18 protein-coding genes are annotated in these 22123 nt (G+C 62.7%); 10 read left to right on the forward strand and 8 right to left on the reverse strand.

Going from position 1 to position 22123, the window contains the following annotated elements; genetic code table 11:
• Positions 1-18: 18 nt before the first annotated feature.
• The 4 genes from LB538_RS13305 (at position 19) to LB538_RS13320 (ending at position 4541) form a co-directional block, all read left to right on the forward strand.
• Positions 19-894, forward strand: a complete 876-nt coding sequence (locus tag LB538_RS13305) for a DMT family transporter (RefSeq protein ID WP_224530059.1) — start codon at positions 19-21, stop codon at positions 892-894.
• A gap of 103 nt (positions 895-997) precedes the next feature.
• The gene (locus tag LB538_RS13310) at positions 998-1789 is read left to right on the forward strand and encodes an ATP12 family chaperone protein (RefSeq protein ID WP_224530062.1); all 792 of its coding nucleotides are present in this window, start codon (positions 998-1000) and stop codon (positions 1787-1789) included.
• Between the two features lie 116 nt (positions 1790-1905).
• The gene (locus tag LB538_RS13315) at positions 1906-2370 is read left to right on the forward strand and encodes a cupin domain-containing protein (RefSeq protein WP_224530065.1); all 465 of its coding nucleotides are present in this window, start codon (positions 1906-1908) and stop codon (positions 2368-2370) included.
• A gap of 281 nt (positions 2371-2651) precedes the next feature.
• Positions 2652-4541: an MFS transporter gene (locus tag LB538_RS13320; RefSeq protein WP_224530067.1), complete on the forward strand. Its 1890-nt coding sequence runs from the start codon at positions 2652-2654 to the stop codon at positions 4539-4541.
• An 86-nt stretch (positions 4542-4627) separates the two neighbouring features.
• Here LB538_RS13320 and LB538_RS13325 read toward each other — a convergent pair whose 3' ends face one another.
• Positions 4628-4822, reverse strand: a complete 195-nt coding sequence (locus LB538_RS13325; RefSeq protein ID WP_224530070.1) for a DUF2735 domain-containing protein — start codon at positions 4820-4822, stop codon at positions 4628-4630.
• 309 nt (positions 4823-5131) lie between these two features.
• Between LB538_RS13325 and LB538_RS13330 the strand changes: the two genes are divergently transcribed.
• Positions 5132-6169 (forward strand): glutamine synthetase beta-grasp domain-containing protein, encoded by a 1038-nt coding sequence (locus LB538_RS13330; protein ID WP_095765491.1) that lies wholly within the window; start codon positions 5132-5134, stop codon positions 6167-6169.
• 372 nt (positions 6170-6541) lie between these two features.
• On the opposite strand, the gene glnA is transcribed toward LB538_RS13330, so the two are convergent.
• Together glnA and LB538_RS13340 are read right to left on the reverse strand one after the other, a co-directional pair.
• On the reverse strand, positions 6542-7951 hold the full coding sequence (gene glnA, locus LB538_RS13335) for a type I glutamate--ammonia ligase (RefSeq protein ID WP_095765489.1): 1410 nt from the start codon (positions 7949-7951) through the stop codon (positions 6542-6544).
• 50 nt (positions 7952-8001) lie between these two features.
• A complete protein-coding gene (locus LB538_RS13340; protein ID WP_018428041.1) occupies positions 8002-8340 on the reverse strand; it encodes a P-II family nitrogen regulator in 339 nt (112 codons plus the stop codon).
• Between the two features lie 346 nt (positions 8341-8686).
• Here LB538_RS13340 and LB538_RS13345 point away from each other — a divergent pair, with 346 nt between their 5' ends.
• The gene (locus LB538_RS13345) at positions 8687-10204 is read left to right on the forward strand and encodes an NAD(P)H-hydrate dehydratase (RefSeq protein WP_224530248.1); all 1518 of its coding nucleotides are present in this window, start codon (positions 8687-8689) and stop codon (positions 10202-10204) included.
• Complete coding sequence (locus LB538_RS13350; RefSeq protein WP_224530073.1) at positions 10201-12201, forward strand: hypothetical protein; 2001 nt, start codon at positions 10201-10203, stop codon at positions 12199-12201. The genes LB538_RS13345 and LB538_RS13350 overlap by 4 nt, the downstream gene beginning before the upstream one ends.
• 1 nt (position 12202) lies before the next feature.
• Here the strand turns inward: LB538_RS13350 and waaF are convergent, their stop codons facing one another.
• From waaF to LB538_RS13365, 3 genes are read right to left on the reverse strand one after another with little or no spacing between them, the layout of a single operon-like run.
• Positions 12203-13222, reverse strand: a complete 1020-nt coding sequence (gene waaF / locus LB538_RS13355; RefSeq protein WP_224530075.1) for a lipopolysaccharide heptosyltransferase II — start codon at positions 13220-13222, stop codon at positions 12203-12205.
• Between the two features lie 60 nt (positions 13223-13282).
• Positions 13283-14224 (reverse strand): glycosyltransferase, encoded by a 942-nt coding sequence (locus tag LB538_RS13360; RefSeq protein ID WP_224530076.1) that lies wholly within the window; start codon positions 14222-14224, stop codon positions 13283-13285.
• A gap of 52 nt (positions 14225-14276) precedes the next feature.
• Positions 14277-15809: an acyl-CoA carboxylase subunit beta gene (locus tag LB538_RS13365; protein WP_201409944.1), complete on the reverse strand. Its 1533-nt coding sequence runs from the start codon at positions 15807-15809 to the stop codon at positions 14277-14279.
• Positions 15810-16719: 910 nt separating this feature from the next.
• Here LB538_RS13365 and LB538_RS13370 point away from each other — a divergent pair.
• Positions 16720-18177 carry a DEAD/DEAH box helicase gene (locus LB538_RS13370; RefSeq protein ID WP_224530078.1) on the forward strand — a complete coding sequence of 486 codons (1458 nt, stop codon included), beginning with the start codon at positions 16720-16722 and terminating at the stop codon, positions 18175-18177.
• Positions 18178-18231: 54 nt separating this feature from the next.
• Here LB538_RS13370 and LB538_RS13375 read toward each other — a convergent pair whose 3' ends face one another.
• Both LB538_RS13375 and LB538_RS13380 read right to left on the reverse strand, forming a co-directional pair.
• The gene (locus tag LB538_RS13375; RefSeq protein ID WP_224530096.1) at positions 18232-19221 is read right to left on the reverse strand and encodes an alpha/beta hydrolase; all 990 of its coding nucleotides are present in this window, start codon (positions 19219-19221) and stop codon (positions 18232-18234) included.
• A 69-nt stretch (positions 19222-19290) separates the two neighbouring features.
• Complete coding sequence (locus LB538_RS13380; protein WP_224530104.1) at positions 19291-20139, reverse strand: SDR family NAD(P)-dependent oxidoreductase; 849 nt, start codon at positions 20137-20139, stop codon at positions 19291-19293.
• 191 nt (positions 20140-20330) lie between these two features.
• Between LB538_RS13380 and LB538_RS13385 the strand changes: the two genes are divergently transcribed.
• Both LB538_RS13385 and LB538_RS13390 read left to right on the forward strand, forming a co-directional pair.
• Complete coding sequence (locus tag LB538_RS13385) at positions 20331-21365, forward strand: cysteine synthase A (protein WP_224530107.1); 1035 nt, start codon at positions 20331-20333, stop codon at positions 21363-21365.
• Positions 21365-22108 carry an alanyl-tRNA editing protein gene (locus tag LB538_RS13390; RefSeq protein WP_224530110.1) on the forward strand — a complete coding sequence of 248 codons (744 nt, stop codon included), beginning with the start codon at positions 21365-21367 and terminating at the stop codon, positions 22106-22108. The genes LB538_RS13385 and LB538_RS13390 overlap by 1 nt, the downstream gene beginning before the upstream one ends.
• Positions 22109-22123 lie beyond the last annotated feature (15 nt).

Raw genomic sequence — 22123 nt, forward strand, 5'->3', positions numbered from 1 at the left:
AGACGCGATGCAGTCGATATGGCCGCAGCCGCCATTTTGGTCGGGCTGACCTTTTCCTGGGGGCTGAACTATGTCGCCGCCAAGGTGTCATACTCCGGCTACGACCCTGTCTTCGTCTCGATCGCACGTTCGCTCATCGGGGGAGCCTGCGTGTTCGCCTGGTGCCGGCTGCGCGGCATCAAGCTCTTCGAAGCGGATCGGACGCTGGCCGCCGGTATCGTCGTCGGCGTGCTCTTCGGCGTCGAGTTCCTGTGTCTCTATATCGGCCTCGAATACACGACCGTTGCCCGCAACACGCTCTTGGTCAACACCATGCCGTTCTGGGTGCTGATCGGCGGCCATTTCCTGCTTGGCGAGCGCATCAATGCGCGCAAGCTCGGTGGCCTTGTTCTCGCCTTCTGCGGCCTGGCGGCGGTCTTCTCCGACGGCATCACTGCCGGCAGCGGCGCGACACTGACCGGCGATCTGCTCAGTCTCGGCTCGGGCATTCTCTGGGCGGCGACCAGCATTGTCATCAAACGATCGAGGCTGGTCGACACGCGCGCGGAGAAACTGCTGCTCTATCAGCTGGCCGGCGCGGCCGTCGTTGGTATCCTGGTGATGCCTTTCGCCGGCCCACCCATTCGAGCGCTTGCCGTCCTGCCGACACTGGCGCTGCTGTTCCAGTCTTTCTATATCGTCGCCTTCACCTATGTGTTGTGGTTCTGGCTGCTCACGCGCTATCCGGCGGCCGGCTTGTCGAGCTTCGCCTTTCTGTCGCCGGTGTTCGGCGTCCTGTGCGGCGCGGTGCTGTTGGGCGAGCTGCCGACGACCAGGATTTTCCTGGCGCTCGGCCTGATTGCCGCCGGGCTGATCATCGTCAATCGCCCGGCGCGCAGACAGCCCACACCATAGATCAGCTCGCGGAAGGGCAAGCTGCCCTATCTCTTTGTGTTGGCGCGATTGTGGACGCAAAACCGCTTCACAATTTTCCTCAAATTGCTTTAAGGAGTTCGGCATGCGCGACATCCTCGAAGACCTCGAAGCCGGCAAGCTGCTTTCGGATCCCGATCCTGTGCGTCGCGCCCAGATCCAGATGAAGACGCCGCTGCCGAAACGTTTCTACCAGGCTGTTTCGGTGGTTCCTGTCGAGAATGGCTTTGCCGTTCATCTCGACGGACGGCCGGTGCGCACGCCTGGCAAGGCTGTGATGGTGCTGCCGACCGAAAAGGCTGCAGCACTTGTGGCCGCTGAATTCAGCGCGCAAGGCGAAGTCATCGATCCCGTGACGATGCCGGTCATGCGGCTGGTGAACACCGCCATCGACGGCGTCGCCTCCGATCCGCAGGCGGTGCTGGAGGATATCCTGCGCTTCGCCTCGTCCGATCTTCTTTGCTACCGCGCCGACGGCCCGCAAGGCCTGGTCGATCGCCAGAACAAGCATTGGGACCCGGTGCTGGACTGGGCGCGCGGCCATCTCGGCGCACGCTTCAACCTTGCCGAAGGCGTTATCCACGTCGAGCAGCCGCGCGAGACAATCGCGGTCCTCGGCGCGCATCTTGGCCAGCGCTCGGAGCCGATGCGGCTGGCCGCCATCCATGTCATGACCGCGCTGACCGGCTCGGCGCTGCTCGCGCTCGCTGTCGACTTCGGTGAGCTCGACGGCGAGGAAGCCTGGGCGGCCGGCCATGTCGACGAGGATTGGCAGATCGAGCATTGGGGCCAGGATGCGGAGGCCTTGGCGCGCCGCTTGGCGCGCAAGCGCGACATGATGGCGGCGGTGAGCCTGCTCGAGGCTCGGCAAGGCTAAAGTAACTTCAGGAACGCCGCACAACGCGGGTTCCGTTCAGAATACCGCTTGGCCACTGACAGCTATCCGGCAACCGATCCTATGCTATTTATTCGCCGCGCAATCGGGGGGCGGCAATGTCAGACTTTCGGAATGCGGTAACCTCAATGCCGGGCAGGGAGCGCCTGGCCAAAGCGCCCCATGGCGCAAAAGTTGTGATCCATGCCACTGCCGCCGAGACGAACGGCGCATTCGGGATGTGGGAAACTTTCACCCCGCCCGGGAAAGGCCCGGCCCCTCACACTCACACCCGAGAGACCGAGGTTTTTCGGGTGATACGCGGGATCTATCGTTTCCAATGTGGTGACGAGGAATTCGATGCCCCTCCAGGCGCCGTCGTTGTTTTGCCTCCTCACGTGCGTCACAGTTGGCGAAACATTGGCGACGAGCCCGGGCAGATGTTTGCGATAGTGACGCCGGGTGGCTTCGAGCAACTCTTTATGGAGATAGAGGCCTCTGGCGCCGACGCGCCCGACGAGATCGCATTGATTGAAGCACGCCTTGGGATAATCAACGACGAGACGGTGGCGATCAATCGCTGACGCTTGGCCATGCATCTTGAGAAACGCTTCCTTTCCAAGAAGACACATTCGATCGGCGATATTTGCGGCCCGGTGCCGGAAATGATCCGCTCCAAGTGCTGCACTCAGCTTTCGCAGCGCACCTAATACCAAAGTCATAATCCCATCGTCGCGGTGCCTTTCGCCCGCCCTTTCTGTCATTTTTCCTTCGTTGGCTGCGTTTTTGAGTCCGCGTTCGCAGGAGCGCGGACGGTGGCGCGCAGCCATCGAGGACAGACGGGATCTCACGGGAGGATATATCAATGGCAATGGCTTCGACCGCCGGCGGAACCAGCCGCGGCATGACGCGGGAGGAGAAGAAGGTCATCTTCGCCTCCTCGCTCGGTACCGTTTTCGAGTGGTATGATTTCTATCTCTACGGCTCGCTGGCCGCCTTCATCGGCTCGACCTTCTTCAGCCCGGCGATTCCCGAAGCGACGCGCAACATCTTCGCGCTGCTGGCCTTTGCCGCCGGCTTCCTTGTGCGTCCGTTCGGCGCGCTCGTGTTTGGCCGCATCGGCGATCTCGTCGGCCGCAAATACACCTTCCTCGTCACTATGACGATCATGGGCCTGTCCACCTTCCTGGTGGGCCTGCTGCCCGGCTATGCCAGTTGGGGCATCGCGGCGCCCGTGATCCTGATCGGGCTGCGCATGCTGCAGGGCCTTGCGCTTGGCGGCGAGTATGGCGGTGCCGCGACCTACGTCGCCGAACACGCGCCGGACGACCGACGCGGCTACTACACGTCCTGGATCCAGACCACGGCGACGCTCGGCCTGTTCCTGTCGCTGATCGTCATCCTGATCGTCCAGGGCTCGCTCAGCAAGGAGACCTACGCCAGTTGGGGTTGGCGCATCCCCTTCATCGTCTCGTTCCTGCTGCTCGCCATCTCGATCTGGATCCGGCTGTCGCTTTCGGAGTCGCCGACCTTCCAGCGCATGAAGGAGGAAGGTAAGGGCTCCAAGGCGCCGTTAACGGAAGCTTTCGGTCAGTGGAAGAACGCCAAGATCGCCCTTCTGGCGCTGCTCGGCCTTACCGCCGGCCAGGCCGTGATCTGGTACAACGGGCAGTTCTACGCCCTGTTCTTCCTGCAGAACGTGCTGAAGGTCGACGCATGGTCGGTCAACGTCATGATCGCTATCGCGCTGGCCGTCGGCTCGATCTTCTTCGTCGTGTTCGGCTGGCTGTCGGACAAGATCGGCCGTAAGCCCATCATCATGGCAGGCCTTGCGTTGGGCCTCGTCTGCACCTTCCCGCTGTTCAAGGCTCTGACCTGGGCCGCCAATCCGGCTCTGGCCACCGCGCAGCAGAACACCCGCGCGACGGTGACGGCGGCGCCCGGCGACTGCAAGTTCCAGTTCAATCCTGTCGGCACGGCGAAGTTCACGACATCCTGTGATATCGCGACGTCGTTCCTGACCAAGAACTCGGTGCCTTACGACGTCGTTGCGACGGCGGCGCCCGGCACGGCGGCCACGGTCAAGATCGGCAACGAGACGGTGGCGTCCTATGATGCCGTTGCCGCTGGCGATCAGGCCAAAGCCAAGGAGGCGGCCTTCCAGAAAGCGGTGAACATGTCGCTGCGGGACGGCGGCTATCCGCTGAAGCGCGCAGCTGCCAAGGTGCCGGATCAAAAGCTCGACGCCTTCATCGCGGCCAATCCCGAACTCAAGCTCGATGCTGCGGCCATCCGCGGCGGCGAAAAGGCGACGGTTCCGGCCGACAAGGCGATCGCCGACAAGCTGCTGACCAAGGAGGAGGCGGCGGGTGCGCCCGAAGTCACCGTCTACAACATCCCGGGCGGCGGTCCGTTCGCCATGACTGCCGATCCGGCAGCCATCAACTGGCCGCTCACGATCGGCATCCTGTTCATCCTGGTGCTGTTCGTGACCATGGTCTATGGGCCGATCGCGGCCATCCTGGTCGAGATGTTCCCGACCCGCATTCGCTACACCGGCATGTCGCTGCCCTACCACATCGGCAATGGCTGGTTCGGCGGTCTGCTGCCGGCAACGGTGTTCGCGCTCAGCGCCTACAAGGGCGATATCTACTACGGTCTTTGGTACCCGGTTATCATCGCGGCAATGTCGCTTATCATCGGCATGATCTTCGTCAGGGATACGCTCGGCACAGACCTCCACGCCAAGGAATGACCTCGGTCATCCCGCTCAAACAGAAGGCCCGGCGTGAGCGATCACGCCGGGCTTTTTTCATGCCCAATTGGAAGAAAGCGGACAGCTCAGCTCCTGCGCTGCTGGTTCTCTTCCTCGATCGCCGCTTCGTGGTACCAGCCGTCGAAGTCGGCGTGCTCGCCGCGAAGTGCCGCAAGTTCTGCCGCGAATTTGGCCTTGGCGCCTAAATTTGAGGCAGACTTGCGTGCTGCGAGCGGGAACAGCAGGACTTTTGCCGACGGCCGCGATGGCGTGACTTGCATTGCCGATCTCCTCGCCTTTTCAGGAGCGACCGATTCACCTTCCCATCAAAATATGCCCTGCGACTCCTTTAGGCAATATGCTTACAAAAAGATCAGCAAATGCCTATTTTGTAAGCAAAAACGGCGCCTGAACGATCCAGTCGCATTGCTGAGACGGCTCAACAAAATCAACGCGTTGCCATGACCATTTTGCCGCACCCCGCGAAGGCCGAGTGGCATACGAATTGCTTTTTGACCGTCGGCAGGCCGGCTCGAGCCGGCCGAGCGTCGCCACCATTTGGCGGTGATCAAGCAACGAGAGGCTCTAGAATGACCAAATACAAGCTCGAGTATATCTGGCTGGACGGCTACACACCGGTCCCCAATTTGCGCGGCAAGACCCAGATCAAGGAATTCGCCGAGTTCCCGACGCTCGAGCAGCTGCCGCTATGGGGCTTCGATGGTTCCTCCACGAACCAGGCCGAGGGCCGCAGCTCCGATTGCGTGCTGAAGCCGGTCGCGCTTTATCCAGACCCGGCCCGCACCAACGGTATTCTGGTCATGTGCGAAGTGATGATGCCCGATGGCGTCACCCCGCATGAATCCAACAGCCGCGCGACCATCCTCGACGACGAGGATGCCTGGTTCGGCTTCGAGCAGGAATATTTCTTCTACAAGGACGGCCGTCCGCTTGGCTTCCCCGAGAGCGGCTACCCGGCCCCGCAGGGTCCGTATTACACCGGCGTTGGCTACAAGAACGTCGGCGATGTCGCCCGCCAGATCGTCGAGGAACATCTCGACCTTTGCCTCGCCGCCGGCATCAACCATGAAGGCATCAACGCCGAAGTGGCCAAGGGCCAGTGGGAATTCCAGATTTTCGGCAAGGGCTCCAAGAAGGCCGCCGACCAGATCTGGATGGCGCGCTATCTGCTGCTGCGTCTGACCGAAAAATACGGCATCGACATCGAGTTCCACTGCAAGCCGCTCGGCGACACCGACTGGAACGGCTCGGGCATGCACTGCAACTTCTCGACCAAGTACATGCGTGAAGTCGGCGGCAAGGCCTATTTCGAGGCGCTGATGGCGCAGTTCGACAAGAACCTGATGGATCATATCGCGGTCTACGGCCCGGACAACGACAAGCGCCTGACCGGCAAGCACGAAACCGCGCCGTGGAACAAGTTCTCCTACGGTGTCGCCGACCGCGGCGCTTCGATCCGCGTGCCGCACTCCTTCGTCAAGAACGACTACAAGGGCTACCTGGAAGATCGTCGCCCGAACTCGCAGGGCGACCCCTACCAGATCGCCTCGCAGGTGCTGAAGACGATCTCGCAGGTTTCGACCGCCGCGGTTTCGGCCGCCGCCTGATTCCTCGCTTGCCAGGGCGCAGGCCCCTGGCGCGATGGGCACGCTAGAAAAGCCCCAGCGGAAACCCGCTGGGGCTTTTTGCATGGGAGAGCCGGCAATACAGGCCAGTCTGCCGCCACCGTCAGGCGGCAATCACGCACGCGATTTGAGCGCTGCCACTACGTCTTGGCGTGGGGCAGGGCGCGGCGTGCGGTTCCCGTCGCGGTTGACCAGGGCGAGGAAGATGTTGCCGGAGAAATGCGAGCAGCCGGCGGTGCCGGTGCGCGAGCCCGGCCGGCACGCGCCGCGCCGGCTCGAAAGCCCGTCTTCTGAAATGAAAAGCCCTTGGAAGGGAGTGCCTTCCAAGGGCGGAATTTCCATCCGATCAGAAGCTTAGACTGAATAATACATGTCGTACTCGACCGGGTGCGGGGTCATTTCGAAGCGCATGACCTCGGCCATCTTGAGCTCGATATAGCTGTCGATCTGATCGTCGTCGAAGACGCCGCCGGCTTTCAGGAAGCCGCGGTCCTTGTCGAGGTTCTGCAGGGCTTCGCGCAGCGAGCCGCAGACGGTCGGGATCTTCTTCAGCTCCTTCGGCGGCAGGTCGTAGAGATCCTTGTCCATCGGCTGTCCGGGGTGGATCTTGTTCTTGATGCCATCGAGGCCGGCCATCAACATGGCGGCGAAACCGAGATAGGGGTTCGCGCCCGGATCGGGGAAGCGGACCTCGACGCGCTTCGACTTCGGCGAGTTGCCGAACGGAATGCGGCAGGAAGCCGAGCGGTTGCGCGCCGAATAGGCGAGCAGCACCGGCGCCTCATAGCCCGGCACCAGACGCTTGTAGGAGTTGGTCAGCGGGTTGGTGAAGGCGTTAATCGCCTTGGCGTGCTTGATGATGCCGCCGATGTAATAGAGGCAGCTCTCCGACAGGCCGGCATATTCGTTGCCGGCGAAGGTCGGCTTGCCGCCCTTCCAGATCGACTGGTGGACGTGCATGCCCGAGCCATTGTCGCCGAACACCGGCTTCGGCATGAAGGTGGCTGTCTTCCCGTAGGCGTTGGCGACCTGGTGCACGACATACTTGTAGATCAGCATCTTGTCGGCGTTGCGCACCAGCGTGTCGAACTTGATGCCGAGCTCGTGCTGCGCGGCGGCGACCTCGTGGTGGTGCTTTTCGACGCGCACACCCATTTCGGCGAGCACGGTCAGCATCTCGGAACGCATGTCCTGGCAGGAATCGATCGGCGGCACCGGGAAATAGCCGCCCTTGATGCGCGGACGGTGGCCGAGATTGCCGGTCTCGTAGTCGGTGTCGTCGTTGGAGGGCAGTTCGGTCGAGTCGAGACGGAAGCCGGTGTTGTAGGGATCGGCCTTGTACTTGACGTCGTCGAACACGAAGAACTCGGCCTCGGGACCGACATAGATGGTGTCGCCGATGCCTTCCGCCTTCATGTAGGCCTCGGCCTTCTTGGCGGTGCCGCGCGGATCGCGGTTATAAGCCTCGCCCGAAATCGGATCGAGGATGTCGCACAGGATGACCATGGTCGACTGGGCAAAGAACGGATCCATATGGACGGTATCGGTGTCCGGCATCAGCACCATGTCGGACTCGTTGATTGCCTTCCAGCCGGCGATCGAGGAGCCGTCGAACATGACGCCGTCGGCGAACATGTCTTCCTCCACCTCGACGACATCCATCGTCACATGCTGCAGCTTGCCCCGCGGATCGGTGAAGCGCAGGTCGACGAATTTCACGTCGTTGTCCTTGATCTGCTTCATGATGTCTTTGGCTGTCGTCATGTCATTTCTTCCCTGTGTGATGACGTCCGGAAATGGATTGTAGGTTTTGGTCAGATGGCGTCGATGCCGGTCTCGCCCGTGCGGATGCGCACGACTTCCTCTATGTTGGAGACGAAGATTTTTCCATCGCCGATGCGGCCGGTCTGCGCCGCCTTGCGGATGGCCTCGATTGCGCCTTCGACAGCCTCGTCGCCGAGCACCACCTCGATCTTCACCTTGGGGAGGAAATCGACGACATATTCGGCGCCGCGATAGAGCTCGGTATGGCCCTTCTGACGGCCGAAACCCTTGGCTTCGGTGACGGTGATGCCTTGCAGTCCGGCCTCCTGAAGCGCTTCCTTCACTTCGTCCAGCTTGAATGGCTTGATGATCGCTTCGATCTTTTTCATGTAAAAAGTGGCCTCCACTGCCAAGAAGACGGGTTGTGTGCCCCGCTTGCGCCTTCATCAAGCACGAAGCGTGCCAATCCTGAGGAGAGCAGACGGTGAGGGGCGTTTTCGCGCCCATGCCGCGTCCGGATGCAAATTCGCGTCACCGGCTGCATCGGATGCGTCATGGACGCCCAAACCGTATACATCGCTCCTCCTCGCGCCTGCGCAAAAAATGGGCAGACAGCGCAATTTGCAGGCTGAACCCCTCCCGGATGCGACCGCATTTGCAAGACAAGGCGCGGTCACTGGTTTGCTTCGAACCGAAAACTGGACAATGCTTGATCGCATGGAGATCGGCAATCCCATGCGCAATGAACTTCTATCGCCGGCCGAAATGGCCGAGGCCGACAGGCTGACAATAGCGGCCGGACCGCTCGACGGCTATCGCTTGATGCTACGCGCGGGCGAGGCGGTCGCGGCCGTCGTGCTGGCGCGCTATCCTGGCTCGAAGAAGGTGCACGTGCTGTGCGGCCCGGGCAACAATGGCGGCGACGGCTACGTCGTGGCGCGGCTGCTGGCCGCGGCCGGCGTCGATGTGGCTCTGTGGGCGTCGGGCGAACCGAAGGCAGGCAGCGACGCCGCGCTCGCGGCGGCTGATTGCGCTCTGGAGCGGCACCCGCTTTCAGCTTTCACCGCGGAAGCTGGATCGCTGGTTGTCGACGCCATCTATGGTGCGGGCCTGTCGAAGCCTCTCGCCGGCGACGCCAGAGGCGCGGTCGACACCGCGACGGGCATGAACCTGCCGGTTGTCGCGATCGACCTGCCTTCGGGCGTTTCAGGCGAAAGCGGCGAAATCCTCGGTTCGGCATTTGGCGCGGCTCTCACGGTGACCTTCGCACGAAAGAAGCCTGGGCATCTGCTGCTGCCTGGCCGCGAGCGATGCGGCGAGATCGTGTTGGCCGACATCGGCATTCGTGACGAGATCATCGACGAGGTCGCGCCGCGGGCCTTTGAGAATCGCCCCGGGCTCTGGATCGCAAGCTTTCCCGCGCCCGCCCTCGACACGCACAAATACAAGCGCGGCCATACCAGCGTCTTTTCGGGCGGACCATCGGCGACCGGCGCGGCGCGGCTGTCGGCGCTTGCGGCCGCCAGAAGCGGAGCAGGGGCCGTCACCGTGCTCTCGCCCGCCAACGCCATGCAGATCAACGCGGCGCATCTGACCTCGATCATGCTGCGCAAGGTCGACGCGATCGAGGACGTGCATGATCTTATCGGCGATCGCCGGCCGTCCGCCTTCGTCCTCGGCCCAGGCTTCGGCATCGGTGACAAGGCGCGCGATTTCGCGCTCGCCGTGCTCGCCAAAAACCGGCAGGACGGCGGCGTTGAGGGCCTCGTGCTCGACGCCGACGGCATCACCTCTTTCCGCAATGCGGCCTCGACGCTGTTCGAGGCAGCCGCCAGACCGGACGCGCCGGCGTTGATCATGACGCCGCATGAGGGTGAGTTCGGCAGGTTGTTTGCGGACATTGCCGGCAACAAGGCCTTGTCGAAGCTGGCCAAGGCATGCGAAGCCGCGCAGCGCGCCAACGCCGTGATCGTCTACAAGGGCGCCGACAGCGTGATCGCCTCGCCGGAGGGCCGCGCCGCGATCAACAGCAACGGCGCGCCATGGCTCGCCACCGCCGGTTCGGGCGACGTGCTGGCGGGCATCATTGCCGGGCTTCTGGCGCAAGGCATGCCGGCCTTCGAAGCGGCTTGCGCGGCAGTCTGGATCCATGCCGAAGCCGGCAGCCGCTTTGGGCCGGGTTTGATTGCGGAAGACCTGCCTTTGGCCATGGTGCCGGTTCTTCGCGAGCTGGCGCAGAGCGCTGTCCTATGAAGCGGCTGGGGCTGCTTGTTGCCGTCCTGGCCGCTTTCATTGCCCAGCCGGCGCGCGCCGCCGATCATCCGGTTGCCATCATCGACGACCCACGCGTGCTCGCCGCACTAGATGCCGGGGGATATGGCTTCGCCGACCTCTTCGGCGTCGACGGCAGCGACGATCTGAAATCCCTCTATGATGAGGCACCAGCCTATCACGCCATCGTCGACACAGTGGCCGGAGATGTCGCCGCGTTGCGCACCGAGATGAAGGCCGGCGGCCGCTCTCTCTACGAAGTGACCGACGGCAATGTCGGCCGCATCATCGACATGCGCTGGCTGAAGACGAACGCGGCGCGCTTCCGCCTTGTCGGCGTCGTCAACCGGCTCGACCGACGCGATTTCGCAACGCTTGGCAACGAGACGAGCTGCGGCGAGGTGCGGTTCATCTATCGCCTGGCCTACAGCTTCAGGAAGAACGGCAAGCAACTGGCCTCGCGCCTGCCGTTCAACTTCAGCGCCATATACCGCGTCGCTCAAGATGCCGACGGCGGCTGTGTGGGCGCTGCCGGCCGCTGGACGCCGCAGCTCGACGAAACGGTCGATGCCGGCTGGCTGACCGGCGGGCCGCTCGAAAAGGCCTCGCTGTCCTTCAAGCAACTCGAGCTCAACGCGCAGGTGGTGCGCTTTCCTTCCGGCCAGGAAACCGAGTTCGGCGGGCAGGCCGCTTACCTGATGCGCATCTTCAGCATCGATGGTTCGAGGGTCGGCGAAAAACCGCTGGAAAATACGCCGGACACAGCCCGGCTTGCCGAGGACGCCGATCTGAAAGCGCGGCTTGCCGACTATGTCCGCGCCAATGCCGCGGCGGTCGATCTCGGCGTCTACGAAATCCCAGACGAATTCCTCGCCCGAAAAGTCGTCTCCTGGTCGACCTTCGGCAGTGCAAGACAAGCCAATCATCCGTTCACGCCGCTGTTCGACCCAAAGGAGTTCGCCGGGCTCGACTATTCGAAGTTTACCTTGGCGCGCACGCCGGACGCTTTGATCGAGCGGCTCGACAACGGTGCCTGCCAGGGTTGCCATCAGGCGGGCTCGACCGCCGGCTTCCATTTCATCGGTCTCGACGACGCCACGACCTCGCCGCTCAACCGTATCGAAGTCGGCATCTCGCCGCATCTCCATGCCGAGATTGCGCGCCGCGAGGCGTGGCTCAAGGCGACGGCTGAAGCCAGGGAGCCCAATCGTTTTCGTCCGCTCTCCTTCGCACCGCCCGCCGCCTGGAAGGATGCGGGCGAGCCCGCCTATGCGCCGGCCGAAACGGCAATGCCATGCCTGATGCCGGATGACGCAAGCCGCTTCGGCGGCACCTGGCAATGCGGCGCCGGCACGGTCTGCACGCCGATCGCCACCGCTTCGGGGGTGAGAACCAAACTGGCGCAATGCCTGCTGCCGAAAGACAGTCCCGCGATGTTTTCCGGCCATCCTTGCCTGACCGGCTCGATCGAGAGTAACAGCGCCCAGCCGTTCAACGATCGCTACAAGATCACCGGCCAATTCGCCGCTTTTGCGCCGGCGATCTCGCGCACTGCCTATACCTGCCGGCCGCCGAAGATCGGCGTTCCGGGAGGCTTCGCGTATCGCGCCTGCGATGACAAGGATCGCGCCTTCTCCGCTTTTAAGCCCGGCAAGCCGATGCCGAGCGAGATCTGCGGCTTGGTTGGCGGCAAGAAGTTCGACACCTGCGTGGCCACCAACAATTTCGACCAGTGTCTCGGCGGCTCGGTCAACCGCGGCAACCGCCCAGCCTGCTCGGCTGACCATTTCTGCCGCGAGGATTATATGTGCCAGTCGCTGCCGCCGGACACACCGGGCGCCGCCAGGGTCAAGGGCATCGGCTTCTGCTCGCCGACCTATTTCATCTTCCAGATGCGCATCGACAATCACGCCACGCCTTGGGCGACCACGGCGCGCGCGAGCATGGGCGCGGGTTTCGGGGCGGCAGCCGAGGAATAGGTCAGGTGAATTGCGGCGCGTGTTTTCGGATCGCCGCCGCAAGCGCCTCGCGAACCCTGTCCTCGGACACCGCGCGCGTGTTCTCCACCCAGCCTGGCGTCGAAATCGGCGGCTCGAGAAAAATCACCTGTTCGTTCACCGGACCGTGCATATAGGCTCGGTTCAAACCGTATATGAGCACACAAGGGCCGCCCAGCGCCCCAGCAGCGTGGGAGATGCCGCCATCGACTCCGAGAAAAATGGTCGAGGCCGCGATCTGGCACATGGCTTCTGCAATATCGGGCGTCGAGGTAAAATCGAGCGCCTCGGGCAAACAAGCCCTGATTTCCGCCGCAGCCTGCCGCTCGCGCGGCCCGCCGATCAGCCAGACCGACCAGCCGCGGGCAACATGGTCGCGCGCGATCGAGACGAAGCGCTCCATCGGCCATGAGCGCTTGTTGGCAAAGTCGGATGTGTAGAGGGCAATCGCCGGCTTCGCAGGGTCGATCCCGTTGCGGCGACGCCAACCGGCAAGCTCTTCGGCGGAAACAACCAGCTGCGGAGCCGGCAATGGTCCGTCCTCGGCAGGCCTTTTGCCGAGACGCGCGATTGCGCAAACCTGGTCTGCCACCCGCGTCTTGCGCGGGCCGAATGCAAGCATCGATTTCAGCCAACCGGCGGGCAGCCGGTTGACGATGCCGAACTGGAACTCGCGCGGATAGCCGATGCGCTCCGGTATTCCGGCCAGCCATGGCACCAGGCAAGCCTTGGTGCTGCTGGTGAGCATATAGGCCGCCTGGTAATTCTCCCGGCGGATTTCGCGTGCCAGACCAGCCCGCTCTTTCAGCCCTGGCTTCCAGTGCTTCTCGGCTATCCAGGCCTTGCGAACATGCGGCATCAGCCGCGCCAGCGGCGCGGCGACCCTTGAAGTGATGATGTCGATCGGCTGCCCCGGGAATCTCTCGGCGATGATCCGGATGGCCGAGTGGCAGCGGATGAAATCACCGATCGCCGGCAGGCAGAAGATCAGGATGGGGCGCAATGCGCGATACTCTTTCGATCCGGAACGGTCAGCGCTGCTAAGAAACACCTGCGTGATGTCTCACGGAAGCGCTTCGCCATCAAGAATACGGCGGTAGAGCTCGATATAGGCTTTTGCGGCCTTTTCGATCGGGAACCGGTCTGCCGCGGATTCGCGGCATCTTTGCGCCGGCAAACCGTCGATTTCACCGAAACCGCGCGCGAACTCCTCATCCGTGTCGAAGAAACGGCCGGTATCGGCATCGACGGTTTCGGGCAGCGCGCCGCGTGCCGTGGTCAAGACCGGCGTGCCGCACAGCATGGATTCGACCGGCGCGTTGCCGAAAGGCTCCTCCCAGGAAATCGGATTCAGAAAGGCTTTGGTCTCGCCCAGCAATCGCACCTTCGGTTCACCATCGACCATGCCGTGATAGCGGAAGCGCGGCGACAGGCTCTTGAAGAACACGCCCTCGCGTCGCGTCTTGCTGCGGCCAAGCAGCTTCCAGCGCGAGCCGCCGGCGATATCGAGCTTGAAATCGTACTTTTTCGCCAGGTCCACCGCCCGATTGAGGCCCTTTCCGGCCCGCGCGATGGCCGCCATGAAGAATAGATGGTCGTTCTTCGTCGCTGCCAGGCGATAGGCATCCACCGGAAAGCCGTTGTAGACGAAGGTCTTGCGCCCATGCAGCTCGGCATGGCGGGCGCTAATGAAGCTCCAGTTCGGCTGCGGCCTGGGGTAATCCGGCAAATGGCCGCGCTCGGTATTGAGCGTCGGGAAGGGAACTTCGACCTTCCAGGCATGGAGATGGACGATGTCGGTATTCTTGGGAACAGCCGCGCGGCACTCGTCATTGGTCACCGCGTGGCGGACCTCGCACATCGGATGCGACGATCCCGGGCCGGCGATCAATGTCACCTGATGCCCCATCTTGACCATTTCCGTAGTCAGCCATTCGACCTGCCGCTGGATGCCGCCATAGCCTTTGCACGGAATAAGGCCCTGGGCCGCAAGTGTTATTCGCATTTCGTATCCGCGCTCATGTTAGCGGTTGTCCCTTCGGCTGGCGGGAGGTCTTTCACAAAGGAATGTTGTCGTGCTTCTTCCAGGGGTTCTGCATGTCCTTGTTGCGCAGCATGCGCAACGCCCGCGCGACGCGGCGCCGGGTCGAGTGGGGCATGATCACCTCGTCGACATAGCCGCGTTCGGCGGCGACGAAGGGCGACAGGAAGCGGTCCTCGTAAGTCTTTGTATGGGCAGCGATTTTCTCCGGATCGCCGATATCCTTGCGATAGATGATCTCGACCGCGCCCCTGGCGCCCATCACCGCGATCTGCGCCGTCGGCCAGGCATAGTTCATGTCGCCGCGCAAATGCTTTGAAGCCATCACGTCATAGGCGCCGCCATAGGCCTTGCGGGTGATGACGGTGATCTTCGGCACGGTTGCCTCGGCATAGGCGAAGAGCAGCTTGGCGCCATGCTTGATCAGCCCGCCATATTCCTGCGCGGTGCCCGGCAGGAAGCCCGGCACGTCGACGAAGGTGACGATCGGAATGGAAAAACAGTCACAGAAGCGCACGAAGCGCGCCGCCTTGCGGCTTGCGTCGGAATCGAGCACGCCGGCCAGCACCATCGGCTGGTTGGCGACAAACCCCACCGTGCGGCCCTCGACCCGGCCGAAACCGGTGACGATGTTCTTGGCAAAGCTCTGCTGGATCTCGAAGAAATCGCCTTCATCGGCGACCTTCAGGATCAGTTCCTTGATGTCGTAGGGCTTGTTGGCGTTGTCGGGGATCAGCCTGTCGAGCGACAGGTCGTGGTCCGTCACCGACTGATAGCATTCGATCTCGGGGATTTCGGCCGTATTGGATGCAGGCAGGAGATCGACCAGCCGGCGCATCTGCAAGAGCGCCTCGACATCGTTGTCATAGGCGCCGTCGGCGATGGAGGATTTGGTGGTGTGGACGGACGCGCCGCCGAGGCTTTCGGCGGTCACCGTCTCGTTGGTCACGGTCTTCACCACGTCCGGTCCGGTGACGAACATGTAGGAGGTGTCGCGCACCATGAAGATGAAATCGGTCATGGCGGGCGAATAGACGTCGCCGCCAGCGCAGGGACCCATGATCAACGAAATCTGCGGGATGACGCCGGAGGCCAGCACATTGCGCTGGAAGATCTCGGCATAACCGCCGAGCGCCGCCACGCCTTCCTGGATGCGCGCGCCGCCGGCGTCATAGAGGCCGATGATCGGCGCGCGGTTGCGCAGCGCCATCTCCTGGACCTTGATGACCTTTTCGGCATGCGCCTCCGACAGCGAGCCGCCGAACACGGTGAAATCCTTGGCGAAGATGTAGACCGGGCGTCCGTTGACGGTGCCCCAGCCAGTGACGACGCCGTCGCCGGCGATCTTGGTCTTCTCCATGCCGAAATCGGTCGAGCGGTGCTCGACATACATGTCGAACTCCTCGAACGAGCCCTCGTCGAGGAACACTTCGATACGCTCGCGGGCGGTGAGCTTGCCCTTCCTGTGCTGCGCCTCGATGCGGTCCTTGCCGCCGCCCAAGCGGGCTATCTCGCGGCGACGCTCGAGTTCCTTCAGCACGTCCTTCATCGCTCGGTCCCCAAAAAAGGATAAGTGATTTGTGGTAATGGCGAGCGCCGGGCAGCGCAAGCGCTCCGTTTTCATCGGCCTCTCGCGACTTGCGCAAACCGGCAATGAGCGATCTTGGCGGCAAGCGGCAGAATTTGACGCGGATGGGGACCCGGTTGAAGATACGGATCATTGAAGGCCCGTTGTCCATACCAATCCACACGACCATCAATAGGCATTGAATTTGACTAGGCCAGAGCGGCAATGAATGACGAAATAAGACAAGAAGAATATGCCTCAATATTCGAAACTATCCGTAGAAATCCGACGGGAAATCTCCGATTCGCATATACGTGGATCACACTGGTCTCAGACGCTCCTTCGTTTGCTCAAGAGATACTAAAAAAAGTCAACAGAAACTCTGTCGTATCGAAAGAGGAATTCCTTCTTCTGAAAGAACATGTCCTGCAAATTATCAGTGTCCGCGCGATAGCTGACGATGACTCCGTCTTGGTCGATTTTGATGGAGAATAGACAGATACAGGCTTAAGCAACGTGCTGCTGGGGCCGGTCGACATTTGAAGGCATCCAGGCTTCCTCGTTGTTCTGGCTTTGCTGCGTTGCAACATGCCCCTTGCATTTCAGGCCGGACTCGGCCATATGCGGCGGTATAGGCGCTTGGGCCGGTATGTCCGGCTTTCTCCACGAATGAGACTGGTTGCGTCTGTTTTCCCTCTTTCAAATCGGCCTCGGTCGATCGGCAAGACGGCGAAAAAGCCCCGGGGCATGAAGTCCGCGGGCACGACAGCGCAGCCGCGCGGACGTTTCCCGTCCGCCGCCTTGTCGTTTCCTGATGAATGTTTCGACGGCAGGTTGCGCCCTGCCGCCATTTGACGTTTGCGGCGATTGCGCCGCTTGAAAGAAGATAGATTTGACCAACGAAAACACTCTCCCCAGCAACGACGCTGGGGAACTCTCCGGTTTCGCAGCCCTTGGCATCGGCGGCGCGCTGCTGAAGGCCACGCTTGCCGCGGGCTTCACCGACCCGAAGCCCATCCAGGTGCAGGCGATCCCGCCGCAGCTCGAAGGCCGCGACATCTTCGGCATCGCCCAGACCGGCTCCGGCAAGACGGCGGCCTTCGCGCTGCCGATCCTGTCGAAGATCATCGGCCTCGGCACCAAGCGCCGGCCGAAGACGGCGCGCGCGCTGATCCTGGCGCCGACGCGCGAGCTTGCCGTTCAGATCGAGGACACCATCAAGCTGCTTGCCAAGGGCGCGCATATCTCGACCGCGCTGGTGCTCGGCGGCGTCTCGCGCTTCAGCCAGGTGAAGAAGATCGCGCCTGGCGTCGATATCCTGATCGCCACGCCCGGACGGCTGACCGACCTTGTGCGTGAAGGCGACCTCATCCTTGCCGACACCAAATGGCTCGTCCTCGACGAGGGCGACCGTATGCTCGATATGGGCTTCATCAACGACGTCAAGCGCATCGCCAAGGCGACCGCGCCGGATCGCCAGACGGCGCTGTTCTCGGCCACCATGCCGAACGAGATCGCCGAGCTCGCCAAGGGCCTGTTGAAGGATGCGGTCCGCATCGAGGTCTCGCCGCAGAGCACGACGGCGGCCGAGATCGTGCAGAGCGTGGTGCTTGCCCGCACCAAGCAGAAGCGCCAGGTACTGTCCAAAATGCTGGCCGACGAGGCGATGCGCACGGTGATCGTGTTCTCACGCACCAAGCACGGTGCCGACCGCGTCACCAAGGACCTTGTGCGCGACGGTTTCGAAGCCGCCGTCATCCACGGCAACAAGTCGCAGAACGCCCGCCAGAAGGCGCTCAACGATTTCCGCGAGGGCGCGGTCCGCATCCTGGTCGCCACCGATATCGCGGCGCGCGGCATCGACGTGCCTGGCATCAGCCATGTCGTGAATTTCGATCTGCCGGACGAAGCGGAAAGCTATGTCCACCGTATCGGCCGCACCGGCCGCAACGGCAGGGACGGTATTGCGATCACGCTGTGCGATCCTTCGGAAAACGCCAAGCTGCGGCAGGTCGAGCGCATCATCCGCATGAAGCTGCCGGTCGTTGCCGACCATCTCGGCAGCCCGGATCCGCAGCGCGACCCCAAGGAAAAGGCCGAGCGCCATTTCGAGCCGGCCAATGACCGCGAGCATCATGGCGGCCGTCGTGATGGCCGCCGCCCCAGCAATGGCGGTGGCAAGAAGCACTTTGCCGGCAAGCCCAGTGGCGAGCGCGGACCGAAACCGCAGGGCGAACGCCCGGCGGCCGCCCAGCCGAATGGCCAGCGCAAGCCTGACGGCTTCAAGCGCTTCAAGGGCAACAACAAGCGCCGCTTCGGCGGCAAACGCCCGGCGAACCGGGCTGCTTGAGCCCATCAAACCCGATCGAGAAACGGCCGGAGCCATGCTCCGGCCGTTTTCGTTTCACTGGCGTGCCTGCTGCTGCATCAGCGCCTTCATCCACACCACGATACGCTGGGTTAGAAAACCCGTGGTCTGCGGCGACAGCACATCGCCGGCGATGACATGATGGTCCGGATCGCCGGTGTCGTCGACCGGCACCAGTTCGTGCGGACCGCCCCACCGCCCGGCGATCTCACGCGTCCGGTCCGACCGCACCACCTTGTCGGAATCCGAGAAGATGAAGAGGGCAGGGATTTTCGCCTTCTCGACCGGGGCCTCATAGGCGAGATTGGTGAGCGCCGCCATCGGCAGCACCGCCTTCATGGGATATTTGGTGGTCCAGAATTTCTCGTGCAGCGCGTTGCGCGCGGGAAAACTGCGCTCCTTGCCGCCGACAAGCTCGGCGATCTGCCGGCCCCAGGGCATGGTGAGAACCTCGGCGCCGGAGGCCTTAACGCCGAAATTCGGCGATATGAATGCGATAGCAGCGACGCCGTCAGATGCTCCAGGCCGGGTTGCGGCCCATGCCGCCAGCGAGCCGCCGGTCGAGGTCCCGATGACGATCACCTTGTCACCGATGGCACGGCCGATGGCCAAAGCCTCCTCATAGTCGTTGACCCAGGCATTGACGCTGCCTTGCGCCATGGCCCCGCCGTCCTGGCCGTGGCCGGTCAGGCGCGTGTAGAAGAGGTTGGCGTCCAGCTCATCCGCAATGTCGTCCGGCAAGGGGCGGACCTCGCCCTTCGAGGCGGAAAAGCCATGGATATAGACGATGGCCAAGGGCGTCTTGGCATGGACCAACGGGTTCGCCCAGATGATCTCCTTGTCGAGGCCATCGCGGATGTTGGACACGGCAGCCTCTTCGCGCGCCAGATAGGCCTGCGGATCGTCGCCGATCGCCGACGGATTGAACCGGATTGTGGTGTCGACCGGCACGCGTGGACCGAGGAAGAAAACGGCTATCAGGACGACTGCAAGGCCAAGCACCGCCAGCACGATCCGCCGCCCCATTACAATCTCCAAGCAATGATTCTCAACCTATGGCCGTACCCGCCGGCAGGCAATCGCCGTTTCGCCGGTTTATGCCGCCTTGTCGCGGGATGGGTTCTTGTCGCCAGGCAGCCTGCGATCGAAATGCAATGGCCGTCCCCACCAGTGGGTGGTGAGCCCGATGACGAAGCGGCCGACCGGCCGCGGCAGCAGGCCGAGCACCTTCAACGGCAAGCTTATGTGGTACGGGAAGGTGACTTCGAAGCCGCCCTTCCGGATGCCGCGAGCCATGCGGCGCGACGCGCGATGCACAGGCATGAGGCCCGGCATCGGCAGCTTGTTCTTTTCCGTCAGCGGCGTGTCGATGAATCCCGGATTGATGACCTGGACACGGATGTTCATCTTGTCGAAGTCGTATTTCAGCGACTCCGCCAGGATGTTGATCGCGGCCTTGGTGCCGCCATAGGCCGCCGTGGTCGGCCAGCCCGAATAAGCGGTGACCGATCCCACCAGAACGATATGGCCGCGTCCGCGCACGCGCATATGCTCGACGACAGGCACCACGCCGTTGACGATGCCGAAATAGTTCACGGCAAAGGAGCGGTGGAAATCGCGCACAACCAGATTCTCGCCGGGGGTGGCGATGTAGTTGCCGGCGTTGAAGACGGCAAGCACGATGGGGCCCATCTGCTCCTCGATTGCGGCGGCCGTACGCGCCATGCCCAGCTCGTCGGTGACGTCGCAGGGAAAGGATTTCACATGTCCGGACATTTGCGCCGTTTCGACGACCAGCGTGTCAGCCGGATCTTCGGGCAGAGAGGTCACCGCGACGGCATAGCCTTGATTGGCAAGATCCTTGGCCAACGCGCGGCCAAGCCCGCTGCTGCCGCCCGTGATCCAGGCGACACCGTCCTTCGGATTGGCCCGGTAGAGTGTCATGCGATGTCCTGCGAATGTTCGGGCTTGCTGTAGCGGCGAAGAAATCGAATGAAAAGAGCGCTTTTGCGCTTGGCATTGAAATGATCGCAAGCATTGCAGCGTCCAGAATGCGACTGGACCAGACAAAATCTTACCTTGAAACCGAGGCGTCCGGTTTTTAGGGTCTCGCCGCACACATAAAGGAATCCCGCATGCCCCGTTCTGTGATCGAAGCGATCGGCAACACGCCCCTGATCCGGCTCAATAAGGCTTCGGAAGCGACCGGCTGTGAGATCCTCGGCAAGGCCGAGTTCATGAATCCGGGGCAATCGGTAAAGGATCGGGCCGGCCTGTTCATCATCCGCGATGCCGAGCAGCGCGGCCTGCTCAAGCCCGGGGGGCTGATCGTCGAAGGCACTGCCGGCAACACCGGCATCGGTTTGACGTTGGTCGCCAAGGCGCTTGGCTACCGCACCGTCATCGTCATCCCCGACACGCAGAGCCAGGAAAAGAAGGACACGATCAAGATCCTGGGCGCGGAGCTGATCGAAGTGCCGGCGGTGCCCTACAAAAACGCCAACAATTACATAAAACTGTCCGGCCGCCTTGCCGAGCAACTGGCGCGCTCGGAGCCGAACGGCGCGATCTGGGCCAACCAGTTCGACAATGTCGCCAACCGCAACGGCCATGTCCGCACGACAGCCCAGGAGATATGGGCCCAGACCGGCGGCAAGATCGATGGCTTCGTCTCGGCCGTCGGCTCCGGCGGCACGCTTGCGGGTGTCGCGCTCGGGCTCAAGGGCAAGAGCAAGGACGTCAAGATCGCGCTCGCCGACCCGCTCGGCGCCGCGCTCTACAGTTTCTACACCAGCGGCGAGTTGAAATCCGACGGCAACTCGATCACCGAGGGCATCGGGCAAGGCCGCATCACCGCCAATCTCGAAGGCTTCGCGCCGGACTTCTCCTATCAGATCCCGGACGAGGAAGCGTTGCCCATCATCTTCGACCTGATCCAGGAAGAGGGGCTCTGCGTCGGCGGCTCGACCGGCATCAACATCGCCGGAGCCGTCCGGCTGGCGCGCGAGCTCGGACCAGGCCACACCATCGTGACGATCCTTGCCGACTACGGCACGCGCTACCAGGCCAAGCTCTTCAATCCGGAGTTCCTGCGCGGCAAGAACCTTCCGGTGCCAGGCTGGATGGAAGAAAAAGCCGACATTTCAGTGCCGTTCGAAAAGGTGGCATGATGGCGTACAAAACCGAGGCGCGGTTTCGCGACGACGCCTATCAGAAGACGGCGGAGGCCGAGGTGGTCGCGATCAACGATCGTGGCGGCATCCTTCTCGATCGGACAGTCTTTTATGCAACGTCCGGTGGGCAGCCGGGCGACACCGGGATATTTGAGCGCGCCGATGGCGGCCGCATCGCGATCGCCGCCACCATCACCGGCGAGACCAAGGACGAGATCGTCCATGTGCCGGCGCCGGAGCAGGCGCTGCCCGCGGTCGGCGAAAAGCTGAAGCTCCTGATCGACTGGGAGCGGCGGCACCTCCTGATGCGCATGCACTCCGCCTGTCACCTGCTGACTGTCGTTTGCCCTTTCCCAATCACCGGGGCAGCGGTCGCAGAGGACGACAGCCGCGTCGACTTCGACATTCCGGACGCCGGCTTCACCAAGGAGGATGTGACGGCGAGGCTGATGGAGCTGGTGCGCGCCGACCATCCGATCTTCACCCGGCTGATCACCGACGAGGAACTCGCCGCCAATCCCGGCCTGGTCAAATCGAAGAACGTCCGCCCACCGGTCGGCACCGGCAAGATCCGCCTGGTCTGCATCGGCGAGAGCGGCTCGATCGACAGCCAGCCATGCGGCGGAACGCATGTGAGGTCGACCGGCGAGATTGGCGAGATTCATATCGGCAAAATCGAGAAGAAAGGCCGCGAGAACCGGCGCTTCCGCATTCGATTCGGACCGACGCCGGCGAACTGACGTTAAAGCTAGGCG

Origin of the sequence: Mesorhizobium sp. Ca11, from assembly GCF_020165275.1 — a bacterium.
Taxonomy (GTDB): Bacteria; Pseudomonadota; Alphaproteobacteria; order Rhizobiales; family Rhizobiaceae; genus Mesorhizobium.

Excerpts from the sequence above, each read along its gene's own strand:
- LB538_RS13320 (WP_224530067.1), top strand. The coding sequence starts at position 2,652 with ATGGCAATGGCTTCGACCGCCGGCGGAACCAGCCGCGGCATGACGCGG.
- LB538_RS13360 (WP_224530076.1), bottom strand. The coding sequence starts at position 14,224 with ATGCGAATAACACTTGCGGCCCAGGGCCTTATTCCGTGCAAAGGCTAT.
- LB538_RS13310 (WP_224530062.1), top strand. The coding sequence starts at position 998 with ATGCGCGACATCCTCGAAGACCTCGAAGCCGGCAAGCTGCTTTCGGAT.
- LB538_RS13380 (WP_224530104.1), bottom strand. The coding sequence starts at position 20,139 with ATGACACTCTACCGGGCCAATCCGAAGGACGGTGTCGCCTGGATCACG.
- LB538_RS13350 (WP_224530073.1), top strand. The coding sequence starts at position 10,201 with ATGAAGCGGCTGGGGCTGCTTGTTGCCGTCCTGGCCGCTTTCATTGCC.
- LB538_RS13340 (WP_018428041.1), bottom strand. The coding sequence starts at position 8,340 with ATGAAAAAGATCGAAGCGATCATCAAGCCATTCAAGCTGGACGAAGTG.
- LB538_RS13315 (WP_224530065.1), top strand. The coding sequence starts at position 1,906 with ATGTCAGACTTTCGGAATGCGGTAACCTCAATGCCGGGCAGGGAGCGC.
- LB538_RS13375 (WP_224530096.1), bottom strand. The coding sequence starts at position 19,221 with ATGGGGCGGCGGATCGTGCTGGCGGTGCTTGGCCTTGCAGTCGTCCTG.
- LB538_RS13385 (WP_224530107.1), top strand. The coding sequence starts at position 20,331 with ATGCCCCGTTCTGTGATCGAAGCGATCGGCAACACGCCCCTGATCCGG.
- LB538_RS13390 (WP_224530110.1), top strand. The coding sequence starts at position 21,365 with ATGGCGTACAAAACCGAGGCGCGGTTTCGCGACGACGCCTATCAGAAG.
- glnA (WP_095765489.1), bottom strand. The coding sequence starts at position 7,951 with ATGACGACAGCCAAAGACATCATGAAGCAGATCAAGGACAACGACGTG.
- LB538_RS13365 (WP_201409944.1), bottom strand. The coding sequence starts at position 15,809 with ATGAAGGACGTGCTGAAGGAACTCGAGCGTCGCCGCGAGATAGCCCGC.
- LB538_RS13330 (WP_095765491.1), top strand. The coding sequence starts at position 5,132 with ATGACCAAATACAAGCTCGAGTATATCTGGCTGGACGGCTACACACCG.
- LB538_RS13345 (WP_224530248.1), top strand. The coding sequence starts at position 8,687 with ATGCGCAATGAACTTCTATCGCCGGCCGAAATGGCCGAGGCCGACAGG.
- LB538_RS13325 (WP_224530070.1), bottom strand. The coding sequence starts at position 4,822 with ATGCAAGTCACGCCATCGCGGCCGTCGGCAAAAGTCCTGCTGTTCCCG.
- LB538_RS13305 (WP_224530059.1), top strand. The coding sequence starts at position 19 with ATGGCCGCAGCCGCCATTTTGGTCGGGCTGACCTTTTCCTGGGGGCTG.